Genomic DNA, 18,194 nt, shown 5'->3' with positions numbered 1-18,194 from the left:
AGTCAAGCTATCGAGATGAAGTTGCGTTCTGGCAAGTCCCGTTTCAAGTCTCTACCGCTTGCCTGACTCGCTCAACCATTGGTTCATAGTCACAATCGACACCGGCATGGATGGCCTGGATATAGGCCTCCTTGTTCTGATTCCAGTCATCGTAATTCAACAGTCCCAGCCCCGCTTGATAGGCCATGGCATCTGACAATAATCGAGCGATACGGCCATTCCCCTCTCTGAATGGATGTATCAAGATCAGCTCGACATGAATTTGAGCGATGGCGTGTATCGCTTCCTCTCGATTCATTTCGTTGCAGGGTGTCAGTTTACTCAGCCATTCCCGATCCAGCTTACTCAATAGCTTGGGCAGCTGTCCTGCTGCGGCGAAGGGAAAGCCGTTTTTTTCCAGATTGACCTGACGCTCTTCGCCCGCCCAGTCATAGATATTCCCAAGCCAGCGATGATGCCAGTGTTTTAGTAGCGCAGTGTTGAGTGGCTGGTTCTCTGACAAAGACGCGAACACTACTTCGTATAGTTTCAGTAGCTGTTCAGTCTCGGCTTCATCAAGACTCTCTTGATCGGTGAGATCGAGCTTATTACGCATGACCTTGCCACCTGAACCGGGCTCGGCACTGCCTTGTGATCCAGTAGCACGATACTTGCTCATATAAGTTCCTCCCCCAGGTCCAGCCTTCTGTGTCTGTCTCCAACCTGAGGCCGACAGAGCTCAGTAAAGGCTTCCTGACCCTTCCAGCCTTTCCAGGTGTGGCCTGTCATGACTCCGCGCCCAAGACGATGTGGAGCCTTGGGCCTGATATCAGCCTCTCCAGCGTCACGGCGATCAGGCGGTCCGAGAACAGGTTCATCTTGCGCTGCCCGGCCAAATCATGGGACCAGTGCCTGAACCCTTCCTTGATAGCTTCTACACTGGGTGTGACGGCTTCCTTCGTGATCAACCAATCAAGTGCTACCAGCATACGTGCTAACACACCTACTGGTGCTACTGAGACCTCTCGCTTTGTTCGCTTGTCGATCAGCCCCTTTTGTGGATTCAGGCTACGCGAGAGGTCAATGGCCATGATTCAGTCGTCACCTCCCTCGTCGCTACCTTCATCACTGCCCGCCAGCGCTTTCTTGCCCATTGCCTTCTCGATGATCTCGAGCAGGTTCTGCTTGCGCTGTTGGTAGAAGGCGCCAAAGTCATCCGCGCGTAAAGCTTGTGTCGGGATACGGTGGCCTTCAAGGATGGCATCCATCGCTTCATCACCGAGCTGGACCTGCTTGTGGTCCTGCAGGCGGGCCAGATACTCCGACGGGGCTCTGCCGCCGATCATACGGTTGGTATGGGCGGAGATAGGCGTCTTGTTGATGATGGCATCGTAGACCTTGGCGGGGATGCCCTGTGTCTCACACCAGGCGCGCGGGAAGATGTGGTGGATATCCAGCGCCACATCTTGTTCATCCAGTTGTTGGATATCACTCTTCCAGAAGAAGTCCCTGGCACCGGCACGCAGCACCAGCACATTGATGCCCTTGTAGGCAGCACTGAGTCTGCTACGAAGGGTCTTAAGGCGTGAGGGGTCAAAGGAGGCATCGACCACGGTACGCGGAATGGCGTCGTCGTTGTCGAACCATTCCATCAGTTCTTCCAGATCCAGGGCGATACGGGTCTCGACGGCGCCGCCATAGAGCTCGCCCAGCACACCGCTCCAGAACCAGCGTGAGAGCTTGTTTTTTATCCGAGGCTCGTGCCAGCGATCCCCCAGCAGCGTCATGACGGCCGCCAGCGGTACCAGTTGGGTAGCATAGGGCAGTTCTCGGCGCCGGTAGAAGCACTCCCCTTTGAGGAAGTAGGAAGCCCTGACAAACCCTTGCTCTACGCCATCTGCCCATTGCTGGTAGGCCTCAAGGGGTAGGTCCAGCACAGAGGTGCGCTTTGCACTGACCGGGCGCACCTGCTTGCCCGTCTTGCCGGCAGCGATATCCTCCCGCTTGCGAGCGAGTGTGTGTAGCAGCGTGATGGCAAGCAGGAGGTCGGTGCTCTCCACGCCCGCCAGCAACTCGTGCTCCTTGAAGCGAGCCTTGCGTGAAGGCACCTTACGGATGTCGGAGCCATACCAATCATCGCGCAGGTTGTAGCCCTCGGCGGCATAGCTGGCGGTGATCAATTCGAATACCGAGAGCTGCACGCCGCCTGTGTTGACCTTCTCGAATACAAGGCAGACCGCCTCCTTGGAGGTCTCTTTCTTCAGTTCGATGACAGGTAACTGATAGGCAGAGAACGCGCCGAGTATTTTCTTCTGAAACTCCAGGAATTCGCCCATTGCTTGCTGGTTGTAGCGGAAGAGATCTTGCAACCAATCAGATGGGTCGAGAATCTTGTCGCAAGGGAAGTAGAGCTGCTCACACTCAAGCTGGCGAGTAGAAAGGTCCAGCTTTACGTCACGACCGAAGTTCTTGGTGGTCTGGCGGTTCTCATCTACTGCCTCAATGGCATCTTCCAGACGCTCATCGCCTTCCAGTGCCTTGCAGATATTGAAGTAATAGTGGCGGCGAATCTTCTTGCCCTGGGCGGTGCGGGTATCGACCGGGGCATCCAGGCCCACCGCCTGAGTCAGGCTGGTGAGGCGCTGCTGGCCGTCGAGAATCAGGTGGTCCGGGTCCTTGGTCACGGTGTTCGGGTCGATGCCCTCCACCGGGCGGGTCTGGAAGCGCACCTCGCCTCCTGTCTCCATCAGCATCACCGCGCCGACCGGGAAGGATCGGGCGATACTTACCAGCAGGCTTTTGACGTGATCATCGTCCCATACCCAGCCACGTTGGAAGTCAGGCAGCTGGATCTTGCCGGTGGTGATGTACTTTAAAAAATCGGGTAGTGAAGTGCTATCGCTGCGAAATGTGGTCATGACCTTTCCCTGTCGTGGTGTTGTTTAGGAGCCCTCGTTCTATGCCGAGGTGACCTCTTTAAAATGTTCGAGCATCGAGGTGGTACGGACATGGCCAGTAAGGAGGTCGTCCATTAGGCCTGCCTTCAGCCTTTTAAGAGAGGTCAAATCATCATTTAGAGTATTAGTGTTATTTTGAGATGATTTTATTTTGTCAACTATTAACTGTTGCTCCCTTGGGCTCGGTACTGGCACTTCGAGTCTCGACAAACTCCTCCAGTAAATAGCTGCAACAGAGGTTGTTCCTGTGGCAAGGCGACCAATACGGCCTCTTCCAATATCTCCGCTCATATATGATGCGACAAAATGACCATTCAGGCCTTTGGAAAAGCGAATCCTCAATATATTGTTGTCGAAGGTAAAGGAACTTCCATCACCTTTCCATGAGCACGTTTTTCCAACGAGCTCAGGAGTGTTTCTTGTGTTAAAGAGCAGGTCCGCATCATTGAGAAAAAGATTTTCATGGACTTTTCTGTCGGATATGTTCTCGACATCAGTAAGCGATAGGGTGTTTCCCCAGTTAAGATTTCCCATCTTGATGAGCTTAGTTTTTGCCGATGACTCAGCCCCCCGACTTGCCGTGCCAAGAGTGGTAGATCTGGCTATCTCACCAATTGAAACGCACGCCCACTCCCTCGGAATCAACCCCAGCGGCGACTCCTTATATAGCTCCGGTGCCTGCTGAGGGCTAGGGCGAAGCTGACCATTTTCGTCGATACCGCGAGTCAGCAGGTCGTGAAGCAGGCCTTCCTTGACCTTCTCCAGCTTGGCGATCAGCGCCTCGGTCTTCTCGATCTGGGTGTCGAGAGTGTCGAGGATGCGCGCGATGAGACGTTGTTCATTCACTGGAGGGATTTCAAGGCGAAGTTGGACCAGATCCCTGACTGATAAGTGCTTGACCGTCGTTTGGGGAGTTTTCTGGTGAATATCCTGCAGCTTAGGCTCGAGGAGCCAGAAGAGGTACCCATTATCCAATTCGGCGGCGGACGTAAAAACCTTGCACACCCTCTGATTAAGGAGTGCCTTCCCCTTAGTCCATCGAACGATGTTGAAATCGCCATCCATCCCGATAAGGATATTACCATCGTCAATGACAAAGTTATCGGGATAAGGTCCGATAAAGTAAGTTTCAAGCTCGCTGGCAAGGAGGTCCCTGATCCTGATGAGGGGCACGCCTTCTTCTTGTGAAAACCCTTCTGATGGGAAGGGGAAGCCAGAAAGGACGTTGGCGTAATCGCCAAGCTGGATTGATTTCCTATCAGACATATCCCAGCCCCTTCAGATACTGCTTAAGCTCTTTAGCGGCGGCATCCCGCTCAGCCTCGATATCGGCTAGTGTCACCCTGTACTTGTCCCACCAAGTCTCGAAGACGGCGATCACCTGCTGGCGCTGCTGGCGGATATAGCGTTCGAGAATGCCTTTCAAGTCGTTGTGCAGGATGGTGCCGACCAGTCCGGCAGCGGCGGGTTCGTCCAGAGCATCCACGGCCTGATTCAGGCGTGTCTCGAAACCTGCCACCTTGGCTTTGTGCTGTTTGCGTACCTGGGTGCGTTCGCTCTTCCAAGCCTTGAGCTCGGACGGGGTAGGGGCATCGTCGCCTTCGCCGCTATCGGCTTCCGCCTCATCGCCCTCGTCACCATCCGGCTTGGCCTCAGCGGCCTTGATGCGCGCATCTAACTCCGCAGCGTTGGCGGCGAGTTCTTCCAGTTCGCTCACATAGTCCGCCAGCAGGAAGTGCACCAGGCGGTGATCCAGTGGGTTGGTCTTGCTCTGGTCGTCTTCCAGCAAGCTCACGATGCTGGTACGCCAGGCATCCACTACGCCGAGGCAGCCACGGGCTTGCAGGGTGCGGAACTCGTTCTTGTTGTCGAACCAGAAGCCGGCAATGATGCCGCGTACCGCAAAGCGGTCGAGCATCGCCGTGGGCTCGAGGGCGGCCGAGAAGCTGCCCAGCAGCTCATCACGCAGCTGAGTCAAGCGCCCGCCGTCGGCGGATAGCCCTGTGACGCTGGTGCAGTGCTCGGCCCACCAGCCTTCGAAGGCTGCCATGACACTGGCCTGCTTGGCATTTAGACCTTCATTCTGCTCGATGGCAGGTTTGATATCGCGTTTCTCGGCTAGCAACTCGGCAAAATCCACGTAATCAGTATCGCTCTCGCGGACTTGGAAGAGTGCCATCGGGTCCAGGCCCTGAGCATCGCACAAGGCACGCTTGGCCTCGATTTCCTTTACTGGCACGCCACCCTTGAGATGAGCACGCACATCCTGGGGTTCCGGCGGCGGGGTGTTGTCGGCGTAGCGGCGAATATTGAGGTTGTAGTCGTTCTCGCGCAGCTCCGTAAGCGGCACGGCACGGGCGAAGCCGGGCACCTCCGAGAAGGACTCGAAGGTGCTGGCGATCTTCTCGATATGTTCCGGCAGCAGGTGGTTCTGTGCACGGCCTTCGTGGAGTTCACGGTCGGCATTGATGAACAGCACCTTGCCCTTGCGTTCCTCAGGCTTGGCGCCCTTGGCACGCAGAATCAGGATGCTGGCGGGAATACCGGTGCCGTAGAACAAATTGGGCGCGAGACCGATGACAGCCTCGACGAGATCATCTTCCAGCATCCCGGCGCGAATCCGCTTTTCATCGCCGCCACGGAACAGCACGCCGTGGGGCATGACGGTGGCCAGCATACCGTCGGATTTGAGGCAGGCGACCATATGCTGCAGGAACATCAGGTCAGCCTTCTTGGCACCTTCCGGCACGCTGCCGTAGTGGAAGCGCTCGGGGAAGTGCTGAGTCGGGGTATAGCCGATGGAGAAGGGCGGGTTGGTCAGGATGCGGTCGAAGCGCACCAGCTCACCGCCTTCGATATGCTGCGGATCGGTCAGGGTGTCATCGTTGCGCAGGTCCGCACTGCTGACGCCGTGCAGCAGCATATTCATCTTGGCGATGGCCCATACCGAGCCGGATGCCTCCTGACCGAACAGGTTGAGTCGGCGCGGGTCACCGCCCTGTTCTTCCAGGTACTCCTTGGAGTGGATCAACATACCGCCGGAGCCCATACAGGGATCGTAGACGCTGTGACCTTCCTGAGGATTCATCAGGCGCACCATCATCCGTACCACGGTACGCGGGGTGTAGAACTCGCCACCTTTCTTGCCGGCGGAATCGGCGAAGTCGCGGATCAGGTACTCATAGGCCGCGCCGAGTAGATCGGGGAACTCGAAGTCCTCGTTACGCAGGCGGTATTCGCTGAAGTGGGTGATCAGCTGGCGCAACTTTTTATCTGGCAGAGTGGTAGAGCCCACCTTGCGTGTAAAGTCGATATGCTCGAGTACCCCGGCGAGGCTTGGATTCTTTTCTTCCAGGCCTGCCAGCGCCTTGTTCAGTGCATTGCCGACGCCCTGGTGGGCTTCCTTGAGCAGGTAGGCCCAGCGTGCCTGTTCGGGGACGTAGAAGGTCGCCTTGTACCAGCTTTCCATATCGATGAGGTGAGCGATGTCGATCTCGCTCTTGCCGGCTTGCTTGAGCTGCTGACGGACTTCCTCCTGACGTTGCTCGAAGACATCCGAGCAACGCTTCAAGAACAGCATCCCGAAGATGTATTCCTTGAATTCCGAGGCATCCATTTTGCCACGCAGGATATCGGCCGCCTTGAACAGGTGCCGTTCCAGTTGGTTTAGGGTGAGTATCATCTACCGCGCTTCCCTGTCTGATGAGACGGCGGTATTGCACCGCCGTTTTCGGTTGGGGCTATCTCACCAAATTTGCGCCGGGAAAGCCATGAGAGGGCGGCCAACCTGCTGAAAAGCTGTCAGTTGAGAAGCCGGGTGCGTCGCATTGAAGACGCGTAGGCTAGGCTTGAGATGCAAGAGGCTCGATGATTCAAGAAGCGCAAAGGAAACACAGGAAACGCTTGTTGCAACATCGTTTCGTCAGTCAGAACTTTGGGTTGGTGCTGAAGGCCTAACGTGTCTCGTGAGGTGTCGCATTCGGTGGTGTGCAAGTGTATTTCAGGTATTGGGTCGGGTATTGGGCTTTGTGAAAATATGTGGGTAAGTATATGATTTTTTAGATAGGGCAGCGGATTCAAAATCCGCCGCTTAATAGGCGTGTCGGTTCGAGTCCGACCACCGGCACCAGAATTGAAAAAGTCGCTTTCGAGCGGCTTTTTGCGTTTCTGGCTCCCACCGATTCATCTTCCTCGTGGTTCTTCGCTCGCGCTCAGTCTGTCTCTACCCCTGTCCCGAATACTTGTCCTTGCTTATTCCTTCACGCTTCGCCTGTCATGGCGCTGGCAGCTGCTTGTCTGTGCTCTTTACGTGACGGCAGGGGCCCAGACACAGGAAAGCCCCGAACGAATGTCGGGGCTTACCTGTGTCTCGTGCATCCAGACGGCGGCTCACGCCTGATGTGGAACGCTCGTTACGCGTCGATAGAGGCTGTTGCTGGCGAGGGAGGGGGCGAGGAGTGCGATGCGGGTGTTCTGGATCGCGAGTTCCTGGCGCAGGGTAAACCACATGCCGACGTATTCATGGCAATCCTGGCAGTGCACCAGGTGGTCGGCCGATGGGGTGTGGTACTGATACTCCATCTTCAGGCCGGAGCATGCCGGACAACACAGTGCGGCTTGAGCTTTCCCTTCCATGTCTCCTCTCCTTCTCAGCAATTGACTGAATCTGGTGAGGTGCAGCGTAGTGGTCTCTTTCCTTGAGTTCGCAAACCTGCCAGCCATCAAGGCCCATGAATCAATCGCTCAGACTCATGGATCTTGCTGGCCGGGGAGTGAAGCTTCCCATGCTTGCGCGTCATCCTCTGACAGGGCCTGTCCCTGGCTGCACTTCCTGTGCACTTGGCCCGTCACTACGCTGAACCTGCCGCTCTTCCTGAGCAGCGATCGGGCGCTAATGACCCGCAAGAATCTTGTACACCTTTCAGAAACTGACTGAATTCGGTGTCATTCAGCGTAGTGCTCTCTTTCCCTGAGCTCGCAGGCTTGCCAGTCATGAAGATTCGTAAACCTACCCGCTCAGGCTTACGAATCTTCCTGGCCGGGAGCGAAGTCCCCAAGCCTGCGCGTCATCCTTTGACAGGGCCTGTCCCTGGCTGCACTTCCTGTGCACTTGGCCTGTCACTACGCTGAACCTGCCGCTCTTCCTGAGCAGCGGTACAGACGTTACTGGTCATCATAAACTTGTACAACGGCTAATTTGTTGCACAAGTTTCAAATGTGTAAAATTCTGTACTTTATTATGTTCTCATATAAATCCATGCACGACGGCCGCCTTCGAGGGCGGACTGTCCAGTTCGTGTGACACCCATCCTGAGGGGCATGTTCAGGTCGTCCATATGGCCTGCTGCCGCATCAGCATGGCGCTTGATACACTCGATCGCGCCTGCCCGAAGACTTGGTGGGAGTCTTATGTGCCCGATGCTCTCATCTCTTGAGTAACGCAGGATGGGGAGGGCGGGCCCATCGCGAGCGCCGGGCTACTGTCAGGTGATTCCCCAGGTGTATGTCCGAGGCCGGCGCAGTGTCGCTTTCACCAATTGACTGGAACATGGAATGACCTTCATGCATTGGATGCCGCTGAATCTGTGGTTGTCACTGGTTGCGCTATGCGCGATGGGGGCGATGTCGCCCGGACCGAGTCTGGCGATGGTGCTGCGCCATACCCTGGGCGGCGGTAGGAGTGCGGGGGTCGCCGCCGGTATCAGTCATGCGCTGGGAGTCGGGTTGTATGCCGCGCTGACTGCCTGGGGGCTCGGCGCCTTGATCGTTCATTACCCGGACGTCTTCCAGGCGATCATGCTGCTGGGCGCAGTCTATCTGGCCTGGTTGGGGTTCAATGCACTGCGGGCGGGTCGCGGTGGAGCGCTGGAGGCGCAGGCCGTCACGACGTCCCGTTCCATGGCGATACGCGATGGTTTCATGGTGGCGCTGGCCAACCCCAAGTTGATCCTGTTCTTCGTGGCGCTGCTCAGTCAGTTGATCACGCCGGAGATGAGCGAGATGGGCAAGTGGCTGGTTGTCGTGACGGCCATGGGCATCGACGGGCTCTGGTATGTGCTGGTGGCACTGGTGCTGTCGCACTCGCGGGTGCTGCCCTGGTTGCAGGCGCGCGCGATGTGGATCAATCGACTGACGGGCGTGGTGTTGCTGGGGCTGGCGTTGCGGGTGGTCTGGGGGCTTTGAGACAGCCTGTCAGCCCGGTGAGGATCTGGTGATTCGTTATCTGGTAGGAAACGGCCCTGGCATCTTGTGTCAGGGCCGTTTTGCATGCGCGTTTCGCGGGTTGAGGCGTTTGTAGATAGAGGTGTTTGTCGATAGAGGCGTATGCACCGATGGCGTTACTCACTGAGCGACATCATCTCGGCGTAGTCCTTGATCGAGACCTCAAGGCTCGTGTCAGGTCTCGCCAGAAAATGCAGTGTCAGTGGCAGCCTGTCGCCCGCAATGAGTGGCTGCGTCAGCCCGATCAGCATCAGGTGGGGGCCGCCGCCGGGAGCCATCGTCAGCGGCGCGTCAGAGGAAGTCGCCAGTTGCTCGATTCTGTGCATCTGCATGCGCTCTTGCGTGACTTGCATGCTGTGCAATTCGACCGTGGCGGCCATCGGCGTGCTGGCGCCTGTCAGTATGGCATCGCCCTTTGCGATCGAGAGTGTCAGGTAGGCGGCCCCGGTCGTGGCACCCGGTGGCGTCGGTAGCGCAAAGGCCTGCTCGACATGGGGAGCGGCGGACAGGGGCTCCTGCGCAGTGGCGTGAATGGTGGCAAGGGAGAGCAGGGCTAGCGTCGCCAGCCATCTGCTGGCGGTGGTGGGGATGGTGCGAAGGGCGGTCAGGCCAGCCGATATCTGTCCGGCGCGTCGCGGCGCGCCATGTCCCTGGCGAGGTTGCCTCATGCTGTGCGCATCTCCTGTCTGGGTGTGTAAAGAGAATGACCATGGGAGCGGTCCATGATGCCAGTGTGGTGTTTTCTGACGTCGATGGCCTCTAGTGTAGAGGCTAGTGCAGAGGCTATTGCAGAGAGTTCTGTTTTAGGTGGTTTGCACGAATGTGAGCGTCACCTGTTGCCCGGGTGTGAAGGCTGGTGTCCGGGCCGCAGTTGAAGGCAGCTTCGTCGCATTCTGCTACCGTGGGACGCATTGGTCGATGCCATCCGGCGGTGTTGGTCGTCGCAGGTGGCTATCGAAGTGATTCAAGGACAGGCAAGGAACAGGGAACGGTGATCCAGGACGAAATCATTCAGCTGGTCGATGCGCAGAATCGCCCTTGTGGCACGGCACCACGTCGTTTGATGCGACGCTACCGCTATTGGCACCGTGCCACCTATGCCTTCGTGCTCAATGGCCGCGGTGAGCTGTGCATCCAGAAGCGTACCCTGAGCAAGGAAGTGTTCCCCGGCTATTTCGATCTCGCCAGTGGGGGCGTTGTCGGGGCCGGTGAGGCCGTGCAGGTGGCTGCCCGTCGCGAGCTGGAGGAAGAGATTGGCGTGCGCGGCGCGCCGCTCAAGCATTGTTTCGATTTCTGCTACACCGACGCAACCAACCATGTCTTCGGCAGTGCGTATCTGGTGCATTACGATGGCCCGCTGACGCTGCAGGCCGAAGAAGTGGCAGATGCCTTCTGGGTCACGCCGGCCGATGCGCTTGCGTTGCATCCTTCAACGCCTGATAGCCGTATGGCCCTTGAGCGCCTGATTCGTGAAGGCTTTCTGAGTGAGAGCCTGAGCCGATGATCTTCGCTTTTCCTTGTCGAGCCTGGGCAGCAACGCCGCTGGCCCTGCGTCATCTGGTGTGTGCTGCCCATCGTGATGGCCGCATCTCCTCCTCCCCACTTTGTTCTGGAGTCTTTGCATGAATGCCAAGGTATCGCCACAGCAGCTGGAAGAGGTGGAAGCCGCATTGTCGACCGTGCTGGCGGGCAAGCCGCGCCAGATCCGTCTGGCGCTCTGTTGTCTGCTGTGCCGTGGTCATGTCCTGATCGAGGACTTGCCGGGGCTGGGCAAGACGACGCTCGCCCAGGGGCTGGCGCGTCTGATCGGAGCGGACATGCAGCGGGTGCAGTTCACCAGCGATCTATTGCCCGCTGACATTCTCGGCGTATCGGTATTCGACCCGCGTGAGGGCAACTTCCGCTTCCATCCCGGCCCGGTATTCCACTCGCTGGTGCTGGCGGACGAGATCAACCGTGCCACGCCCAAGACGCAGAGCGCGTTGCTGGAGGCGATGGAAGAGCGTCAGGTGACGGTGGAGGGCGAGACCCGTCGCCTGCCAGAACCGTTCTTCGTGATCGCGACCCAGAATCCGCTCCAGCAATCCGGCACCTTCCCGCTGCCGGAGTCCCAGCTGGACCGCTTCCTGATGCGGTTGTCATTGGGCTACCCGGAGCCCGCTGCCGAGCGCGAGATTCTCAAGGGCAATGCCGGGCGTCAGCATATCGAGGCGCTGCGACCCTTGTTGCCCGTCTCGGTGCTCAAGGAGTGGCAGGCCGCCGTGGACCGTGTGCGCCTGTCTGACCCGCTGCTGGATTATCTGCAGGCGCTGGTGGCGGCGACGCGCAGCTCACCGGAAGTGGCCTATGGTCTCTCGACGCGCGGGGTGCTGGCGTTGGCCAGTGCTGCGCGTGGCTGGGCACTGCTGGTAGGACGTGACTATGTGCTGCCGGAGGATGTGCAAGCGGTCTGGGCGCCCGTCGTGGGGCACCGCCTCAGCGAAGGCAGTGTTGCAGAAGGTGAAGCCGTGGCGCGCCATCTGCTCGGGCAGGTGGCGGTGGTGCCTGCATGACCCAGGTGGCGAAGCCCGGCGCATGGACGCGCGTGAAAGCCCGCATGCTGCGCAAGATGTCGATTGGCGGAGGCGAGGCGCTTCATCACGCGCGCTTGATGATCTTGCCGACGCCCTTCGGGCTGTTCTGGGCGGTGCTGGTGATCCTGCTGCTGCTGTTGGGTATCAATTACGAGAACTCGCTGGCGCATGGCCTGTCCTTCTGGCTTTTCGCCGTGGCAGTGGTCAGCATCTTTCGCAGCTGGCGCAATCTGGCGGGCGTGCGAGTGCAGCTGATCGCCGATGGTGAGGCGTTTGCAGGCAATACGTTGCGCGTCATGGTGCGCCTCACCGGTCGGGCTCGCTCGCATGCCATCGATGTGCGACTGGGAGAGGCGCGCCAACGACTCGAGATCCATGACGGCGAAGGCAGTGCGCCGCTGGAGCTGGCGGCCTTTCAGCGTGGCCAGTTCTCATTGCCGACGCTGACGTTGGAGTCGCGCTGGCCACTGGGGCTGGTACGCCTGTGGGCCTGGGTCGCGATCGATACGCCGGTCCTCGTCTATCCACAGCCAGAGCTTCCCTCCACCCCGCAGGGCAGTCGTCGCACGCTCGAGCAGATAGAGCAGGGCGATTTCGCCGGGCTGCGCCGCTATGTGCCGGGCGACGCGCCAGCGCATATCGCATGGAAGCACTGGGGGCGCAGCGGAGAGCTGGTCACCAAGCGCTTCGAGACACCTGCGCGTCCCTCGCTGTGGCTGGATTACGAGGCCTGTCGTGGCGACATGGAGCAGCGGCTTTCGGAGCTTACGGCGCGGGTGCTGGCGGCGGAAGGCGCCCAGGCGACCTATGGTCTGCGGCTGCCGGGCCAGACATTGGCCATCGCCAGCGGCGGGGCGCATCGTCGTCGAGTGCTTGAGGCGCTGACGCTGTTCGGCGGCGAGCAGAGGTTGCCATGGTCCGCCCAGCTGGCGGCCAGTGAGGCCGCCGAGCGAGCCGGCGCGAGTCGTCCCTTGAGTCAGGAGGGCAGCGCATGAGCCTGTCGACAGCCAAGGCTTCCCCGGGACGCGCCTCCCTGGGCCGCTCCTCAAAGGACGAGCTCTCCAGTGGCACATCTTCTACTTCCTCCAGCGCCAGACGACGCTGGTGGCAGCGCAAACCGCTGACGCCTGATCAGGCGCTGGGCTGGCTTGAGCTGCGCCATCTGTTCATCGGCCAGTGTCTGGTGCTGGCGCTGCATGTGCTGTGGATGCCGGTGTGGCTTGCCTTGCCGGCCTTGCTGGCGGCGTTGTGGCGCTTTCAGCAACTCCGGGCGCGAGTTCCGCGCGCTGGCATCCTGTTGCGACTGGCGGCGGTGGCAATGGTCGCGGCGGGCCTGTTTCTCGAATACGGCCAGATGCTGCGCCTGGAGGCGATGATCGGCCTGCTGGTCGGCATCTATCTGCTCAAGTTGCTGGAGACGGACAGCCTGCGCGATGGTCGCGTGGTCTGCGGGCTGGGTTTCGTGGTGCTGGCGGCGGCCTTCCTGCATGACCAGGGGCCCTTGATGGCGGCGGCCTCGGTCATGGCTGCGGCGTGGCTGGTCGGCGGGCTGGTGTTGATCGCCGGTGCACGCGAGCGTCGCGAGGCCATGCGGGAGACGGCCTGGCTGATGGGGTTGTCCCTGCCGCTGATGCTGGGCTTGTTCGTGCTCTTTCCCCGCTTGCCGCCGCTGTGGAACGTGCCGCAGCTCAACGAGGCCACCACGGGGCTTACCGACAGTGTCTCTCCCGGCGATATCGCCGCCCTGGGTCGCAGTGATGCCCTGGCGTTTCGGGCACGTTTCGACAACGGTCTGCCTGCGGCCTCCCAGCGCTACTGGCGTGTGTATACCCTGAGCCTGTTTGATGGCGTGCGCTGGTCGCGCGCCACGCCGGAGCGTCTTCAGGAGGCACTGGGCGGGCCGGCCGAGCGCTACGTTCAGCGCGGGACGCGTATGGAGGGGGAAGTCGCGCGTCATCGCTATGAGCTGCTGCTGGAGCCGGACCCGCGCCCCTGGCGGCCGAGTCTCGGCGCGCCACTGACGACCAGTCGTGAGGCCCGTTACCTGATCGACGGCACCCTTGAGGGGCTGGCGTCACTCAATACCCGCGAGCTGTTGGAGATGTCTTCCTCCGGCGCGCCACCGACAACGGCTCCGCAATGGATGCAGCGCCTTGATCAGCTGTTGCCCGATGATGGCAACCCGCGTGCCCGTGAGTTCGCTCGCGATCTGATGCGGGAGTCGGGGGGAGAACCTCAGGTCTTCCTGCAACGCCTTTTCCAGTATTTCAATCGCCAGCCTTTCCACTACACCCTGACGCCACCGCGCCTCGAGGGGCTCAGCCGTGTCGATGATTTCCTGTTCGACAGCTTGCGGGGCTATTGCACCCATTACGCCTCTACCAGCGTTTTTCTGGCGCGCGCTGCCGGACTGCCGGCGCGTATGGTCGCGGGTTATCTGGGCGGCGAGGCACAAGGCGATGGCATCGGTGGGCCGCAGGAATTGAGCATTCGTCAGTATGACGCCCACGCCTGGGTCGAGGTGTTCTATGCCGGCCGCTGGAATCGATTTGATCCCACCGCGGCGGTGGCTCCCGAGCGAATCTCGCAGGGGGCGCTGAGCCTGCAGGGGCAGCCGGGCTTCATGGCCGATGCTGGCTTGCGCGCCTTCACGCTGAATAATTCATTGCTCAGTGATCTGAGACGGCAGTGGGAGCGTTTCGAATACCGCTGGCAACGCAGCGTGGTGGGGTTCCGTCTCGACGAGCAGCGAAATCTCTGGAAGCGACTGTTTGGTGACTTCCGCTGGGAGTGGCTTGTCTGGGGTGTGCTCGGGCTGTTGGCCAGTGTGGTGCTGGCAGGCGTGGCGCTGGTGTTGTGGTCTGGCCGTGAGGTGTCAGCGCACGCAGGTGTGCGAGCCTACCGCAGATTGGTGAAGCGGCTGGAGCGTACGGGCCATGGCCCCCACGTGGGCGAGGCTCCCGGCAGCCACTTGCGCCGTATTGCCCAACAGCAGCCGCAAAATGTAAGAGTATTGTTACATTTGGCAGATTTGATTGAACAATGGCTATACAACGATGCTACGGTATTAGCGAGCTCTCATGATCAATCACCACCCTTGCGTAGTGTTCGGCGCCAGTGGTCTGTGCTGTCTCGCAAGATTCGCTAAAGCGTAATGATGTCTTTGGTGAGTGTTAACTATTGATTTAAAGAGGTTTTTTTTGCATTAGATATCTCATCTTTGCAGCGCGATAGCGCTACTGAAAATTGCTAGGTTGCAGTAAGTGATCTTGTGTATCAAAATGTAACTATCCGTTCTTGTCGATCATGCCATTGCCCCCTTCGCAGCATGATGCAGCACCTTTCCCCAGCAGGAGTATGTCCCCATGGTCCAGGTCATCCGCACAGAAGGCACAGTACTTGTTGTTTCCTCCACCAACGAGGCGCAGCGTGTCGTCAATGGAATGACGCTTGAACCGACAGCCACTCTGGTCGCACCGCAGGGCGCGATCGTGGTGCTGGAAGACGGCACCCAGCTTGTGGTGCCGCAGGGGGCGCCGATCGGCATTGAGGTGTTGCTGGCCGAGTCGCGTGGGGAAGCGCCTGTTGACCCGGCAGTGGAAGCGTTGCGCGAAGCGATCGCTCGTGGCGAAGACCCGACCGCAATTCAGGAAGCTCCCGCAGCCGGTGAGAATGGCGGTGCGCCGGGCAGCAGTCGTAGTGGTTTCCTGGATGCCTCTGGGGTGGGGCGCGAAGGGCGTGTCGAACGGACCTCCTATGAATATGAGGGCGGCTTTACCGACCCGGAATTCAATGATGAGGACGAAGATGGCCTGGGGCTGGATCTTGATCCGACACTGCCGACAGAGGTCGTGCTGTCCTTGTCGGTCGACGCACCGGCACTGACCTCCGACACCACGCCGACCATCGTCGGCACCACCGATGCCGACGATGGCAGCACCGTCACCCTGGTCATCACTGACAGCGACGGCAACGAACAGACTGTCACCGCGACTGTCGAGAACGGCACCTACAGCGTCGACGCCGAGACGCCGCTGAGCGAAGGCGAGTACAGCGTCGAAGCCTCGGTCACCGATCCGGCCGGCAACACCGCGACCAGCAATGACGTGGGCGAGATCGACGCAAGTGCGCCGGCACTGACCGTCGATGCCCCGGCACTGACCTCCGACACCACGCCGACCATCGTCGGTACCACCGATGCCGACGATGGCAGCACCGTCATCCTGGTCATCACCGACAGCGACGGCAACGAGCAGACCGTCACCGCCACCGTCGAGAACGGCACCTACAGCGTCGACGCCGAGACGCCGCTGAGCGAAGGCGAATACAGCGTCGAGGCCTCGGTCACCGACACGGCCGGCAACACAGCGACCAGCAACGACGTGGGCGAGATCGACGCAAGTGCGCCGGCGTTGACCGTCGATGCCCCCGCGCTGACCTCCGACACCACGCCGACCATCGTCGGTACCACTGATGCCGAAGACGGCAGCACCGTCACCCTGGTCATCACTGACAGCGATGGTAACGAGCAGATCGTCACCGCCACCGTGGAGAACGGCACCTACAGCGTCGATGCCGAGACGCCGCTGAGCGAAGGCGAGTACAGCGTCGAAGCCTCGGTCACCGATCCGGCCGGCAACACCGCGACCAGCAATGACGTGGGCGAGATCGACGCAAGTGCGCCGGCGCTCACCGTCGATGCCCCGGCACTGACCTCCGACACCACGCCGACCATCGTCGGTACCACCGATGCCGACGATGGCAGCACCGTCACCCTGGTCATCACCGACAGCGATGGCAACGAGCAGACCGTCACCGCCACCGTCGAGAACGGCACCTACAGCGTCGATGCCGAGACACCGCTGAGCGAAGGCGAGTACAGCGTCGAAGCCTCGGTCACCGATCCGGCCGGCAACACCGCTACCAGCAATGACGTGGGCGAGATCGACGCAAGTGCGCCGGCGTTGACCGTCGATGCTCCCGCGCTGACCTCCGACACCACGCCGACCATCGTCGGTACCACCGATGCCGAAGATGGCAGCACCGTCACCCTGGTCATCACCGACAGCGACGGCAACGAGCAGACCGTCACCGCGACTGTCGAGAACGGCACCTACACGGTTGAAGCCGAGACGCCGCTGAGCGAAGGCGAATACAGTGTCGAGGCTTCGGTCACCGATCCGGCCGGCAACACCGCGACCAGCAATGACGTGGGCGAGATCGACGCAAGTGCGCCGGCGCTGACTGTCGATGCCCCGGCACTGACCTCCGACACCACGCCGACCATCGTCGGCACCACCGATGCCGAAGACGGCAGCACCGTCACCCTGGTCATCACCGACAGCGACGGCAACGAACAGACCGTCACTGCCACCGTCGAGAACGGCACCTATACGGTTGACGCTGAAACGCCGCTGAGCGAAGGCGAATACAGTGTCGAAGCCTCGGTCACCGATCCGGCCGGCAACACCGCGACCAGCAATGACGTGGGCGAGATCGACGCAAGCGCGCCGGCGCTCACCGTCGATGCCCCGGCACTGACCTCCGACACCACGCCGACCATCGTCGGTACCACCGATGCCGAAGACGGCAGCACCGTCACGCTGGTCATTACCGACAGCGAGGGTAACGAGCAGACCGTCACCGCGACTGTCGAGAACGGCACCTACACGGTTGACGCCGAGACGCCGCTGAGCGAAGGCGAATACAGCGTCGAAGCCTCGGTCACCGATCCGGCCGGCAACACCGCGACCAGCAATGATGTAGGCGAGATCGACGCAAGCGTGCCGGCGCTGACTGTCGATGCCCCGGCACTGACCTCCGACACCACGCCGACCATCGTCGGTACCACCGATGCCGAAGACGGCAGCACTGTCACGCTGGTCATTACCGACAGCGAGGGTAACGAGCAGACCGTCACCGCGACTGTCGAGAACGGCACCTACACGGTTGACGCCGAGACGCCGCTGAGCGAAGGCGAATACAGCGTCGAAGCCTCGGTCACCGATCCGGCCGGCAACACCGCGACCAGCAATGACGTGGGCGCCCTGATTGGCGGCGATTCTGGAGAGGTAACGGAGGATGGCGTTACCGAAGCTTCCGGCGCGCTTGTCGATGTCGAAAGTACTGATGTTGTCGCTGGCACCCAAAGCGATGATTACGGCACTTTCAGCGTCAACGAGGCAGGGGAGTGGACCTACACCCTCGATAACGAAGCCGCTGTCGTTCAGGGGTTGAATGAGGGTGACACTGTCAGCCAGTCGTTCGTGGTCGAGCTCAGCGATGGCTCGACCACCACGGTCGACATCCTGATCATCGGTATGCCCGATGCCGCGCCGATCATCACCGGCACGGACGACAACAGCGTCACCGAAGCCACCGGCGATACCGTCACCGGCAGCTTCACGGTCGCCGCCACTGCCGGGATTGCCACGGTCACCATTGCTGGCGTCGATGCGGATAC

General features: G+C 60.1%; 13 protein-coding genes. 6 read left to right on the top strand and 7 right to left on the bottom strand.

Features of this window, described 5'->3' with window-relative positions:
* Nucleotides 1–43: 43 nt before the first annotated feature.
* The 6 genes from R2R70_RS14340 to R2R70_RS14315 all read right to left on the bottom strand — a co-directional run bounded on the left by R2R70_RS14340 (nt 44) and on the right by R2R70_RS14315 (nt 7,571).
* On the bottom strand, nt 44–658 hold the full coding sequence (locus R2R70_RS14340) for a Fic/DOC family protein (protein ID WP_410978347.1): 615 nt from the start codon (nt 656–658) through the stop codon (nt 44–46).
* Nucleotides 659–764: 106 nt separating this feature from the next.
* A complete protein-coding gene (locus R2R70_RS14335) occupies nt 765–1,070 on the bottom strand; it encodes a hypothetical protein (protein WP_410978346.1) in 306 nt (101 codons plus the stop codon).
* Between the two features lie 3 nt (nt 1,071–1,073).
* Nucleotides 1,074–2,897 carry a DUF262 domain-containing protein gene (locus R2R70_RS14330; RefSeq protein ID WP_410978345.1) on the bottom strand — a complete coding sequence of 608 codons (1,824 nt, stop codon included), beginning with the start codon at nt 2,895–2,897 and terminating at the stop codon, nt 1,074–1,076.
* A 39-nt stretch (nt 2,898–2,936) separates the two neighbouring features.
* Nucleotides 2,937–4,202 (bottom strand): restriction endonuclease subunit S, encoded by a 1,266-nt coding sequence (locus R2R70_RS14325; protein WP_410978344.1) that lies wholly within the window; start codon nt 4,200–4,202, stop codon nt 2,937–2,939.
* Nucleotides 4,195–6,618 (bottom strand): N-6 DNA methylase, encoded by a 2,424-nt coding sequence (locus tag R2R70_RS14320; RefSeq protein ID WP_410978343.1) that lies wholly within the window; start codon nt 6,616–6,618, stop codon nt 4,195–4,197. Before R2R70_RS14320 ends, R2R70_RS14325 begins: the two co-directional genes overlap by 8 nt.
* Before the next feature lie 707 nt (nt 6,619–7,325).
* Nucleotides 7,326–7,571, bottom strand: a complete 246-nt coding sequence (locus R2R70_RS14315) for a hypothetical protein (RefSeq protein ID WP_410978342.1) — start codon at nt 7,569–7,571, stop codon at nt 7,326–7,328.
* A gap of 936 nt (nt 7,572–8,507) precedes the next feature.
* Between R2R70_RS14315 and R2R70_RS14310 the strand changes: the two genes are divergently transcribed.
* On the top strand, nt 8,508–9,119 hold the full coding sequence (locus R2R70_RS14310) for a LysE family translocator (RefSeq protein ID WP_410978391.1): 612 nt from the start codon (nt 8,508–8,510) through the stop codon (nt 9,117–9,119).
* A gap of 155 nt (nt 9,120–9,274) precedes the next feature.
* On the opposite strand, the gene R2R70_RS14305 is transcribed toward R2R70_RS14310, so the two are convergent.
* Nucleotides 9,275–9,826 carry a copper chaperone PCu(A)C gene (locus R2R70_RS14305; protein WP_410978341.1) on the bottom strand — a complete coding sequence of 184 codons (552 nt, stop codon included), beginning with the start codon at nt 9,824–9,826 and terminating at the stop codon, nt 9,275–9,277.
* Between the two features lie 323 nt (nt 9,827–10,149).
* Between R2R70_RS14305 and R2R70_RS14300 the strand changes: the two genes are divergently transcribed.
* From R2R70_RS14300 to R2R70_RS14280, 5 genes are all read left to right on the top strand, one after another.
* Complete coding sequence (locus R2R70_RS14300; RefSeq protein WP_225347259.1) at nt 10,150–10,662, top strand: NUDIX hydrolase; 513 nt, start codon at nt 10,150–10,152, stop codon at nt 10,660–10,662.
* A gap of 118 nt (nt 10,663–10,780) precedes the next feature.
* On the top strand, nt 10,781–11,710 hold the full coding sequence (locus tag R2R70_RS14295; protein ID WP_410978340.1) for an AAA family ATPase: 930 nt from the start codon (nt 10,781–10,783) through the stop codon (nt 11,708–11,710).
* The gene (locus R2R70_RS14290; RefSeq protein WP_410978339.1) at nt 11,707–12,726 is read left to right on the top strand and encodes a DUF58 domain-containing protein; all 1,020 of its coding nucleotides are present in this window, start codon (nt 11,707–11,709) and stop codon (nt 12,724–12,726) included. Before R2R70_RS14295 ends, R2R70_RS14290 begins: the two co-directional genes overlap by 4 nt.
* Complete coding sequence (locus tag R2R70_RS14285; RefSeq protein ID WP_410978338.1) at nt 12,723–14,879, top strand: DUF3488 and DUF4129 domain-containing transglutaminase family protein; 2,157 nt, start codon at nt 12,723–12,725, stop codon at nt 14,877–14,879. The genes R2R70_RS14290 and R2R70_RS14285 overlap by 4 nt, the downstream gene beginning before the upstream one ends.
* Nucleotides 14,880–15,096: 217 nt before the next feature.
* On the top strand, nt 15,097–18,194 hold a 3,098-nt coding region (locus tag R2R70_RS14280), incomplete at its 3' end, for a retention module-containing protein (protein WP_410978337.1).

The sequence above is a fragment of the Cobetia sp. SIMBA_158 genome (genome assembly GCF_046566945.1).
Taxonomy (GTDB): domain Bacteria; phylum Pseudomonadota; class Gammaproteobacteria; order Pseudomonadales; family Halomonadaceae; genus Cobetia; species Cobetia amphilecti.
The sequence above is the reverse complement of the archived record's forward strand: the minus strand, read 5'-3'. Positions and strand labels throughout refer to the sequence as shown.

What these genes read in the sequence shown, in the direction of transcription:
- R2R70_RS14340 (WP_410978347.1), bottom strand. Translation starts at nt 658, where the DNA reads ATGAGCAAGTATCGTGCTACTGGATCACAAGGCAGTGCCGAGCCCGGT.
- R2R70_RS14335 (WP_410978346.1), bottom strand. Translation starts at nt 1,070, where the DNA reads ATGGCCATTGACCTCTCGCGTAGCCTGAATCCACAAAAGGGGCTGATC.
- R2R70_RS14330 (WP_410978345.1), bottom strand. Translation starts at nt 2,897, where the DNA reads ATGACCACATTTCGCAGCGATAGCACTTCACTACCCGATTTTTTAAAG.
- R2R70_RS14325 (WP_410978344.1), bottom strand. Translation starts at nt 4,202, where the DNA reads ATGTCTGATAGGAAATCAATCCAGCTTGGCGATTACGCCAACGTCCTT.
- R2R70_RS14320 (WP_410978343.1), bottom strand. Translation starts at nt 6,618, where the DNA reads ATGATACTCACCCTAAACCAACTGGAACGGCACCTGTTCAAGGCGGCC.
- R2R70_RS14315 (WP_410978342.1), bottom strand. Translation starts at nt 7,571, where the DNA reads ATGGAAGGGAAAGCTCAAGCCGCACTGTGTTGTCCGGCATGCTCCGGC.
- R2R70_RS14310 (WP_410978391.1), top strand. Translation starts at nt 8,508, where the DNA reads ATGCCGCTGAATCTGTGGTTGTCACTGGTTGCGCTATGCGCGATGGGG.
- R2R70_RS14305 (WP_410978341.1), bottom strand. Translation starts at nt 9,826, where the DNA reads ATGAGGCAACCTCGCCAGGGACATGGCGCGCCGCGACGCGCCGGACAG.
- R2R70_RS14295 (WP_410978340.1), top strand. Translation starts at nt 10,781, where the DNA reads ATGAATGCCAAGGTATCGCCACAGCAGCTGGAAGAGGTGGAAGCCGCA.
- R2R70_RS14290 (WP_410978339.1), top strand. Translation starts at nt 11,707, where the DNA reads ATGACCCAGGTGGCGAAGCCCGGCGCATGGACGCGCGTGAAAGCCCGC.
- R2R70_RS14285 (WP_410978338.1), top strand. Translation starts at nt 12,723, where the DNA reads ATGAGCCTGTCGACAGCCAAGGCTTCCCCGGGACGCGCCTCCCTGGGC.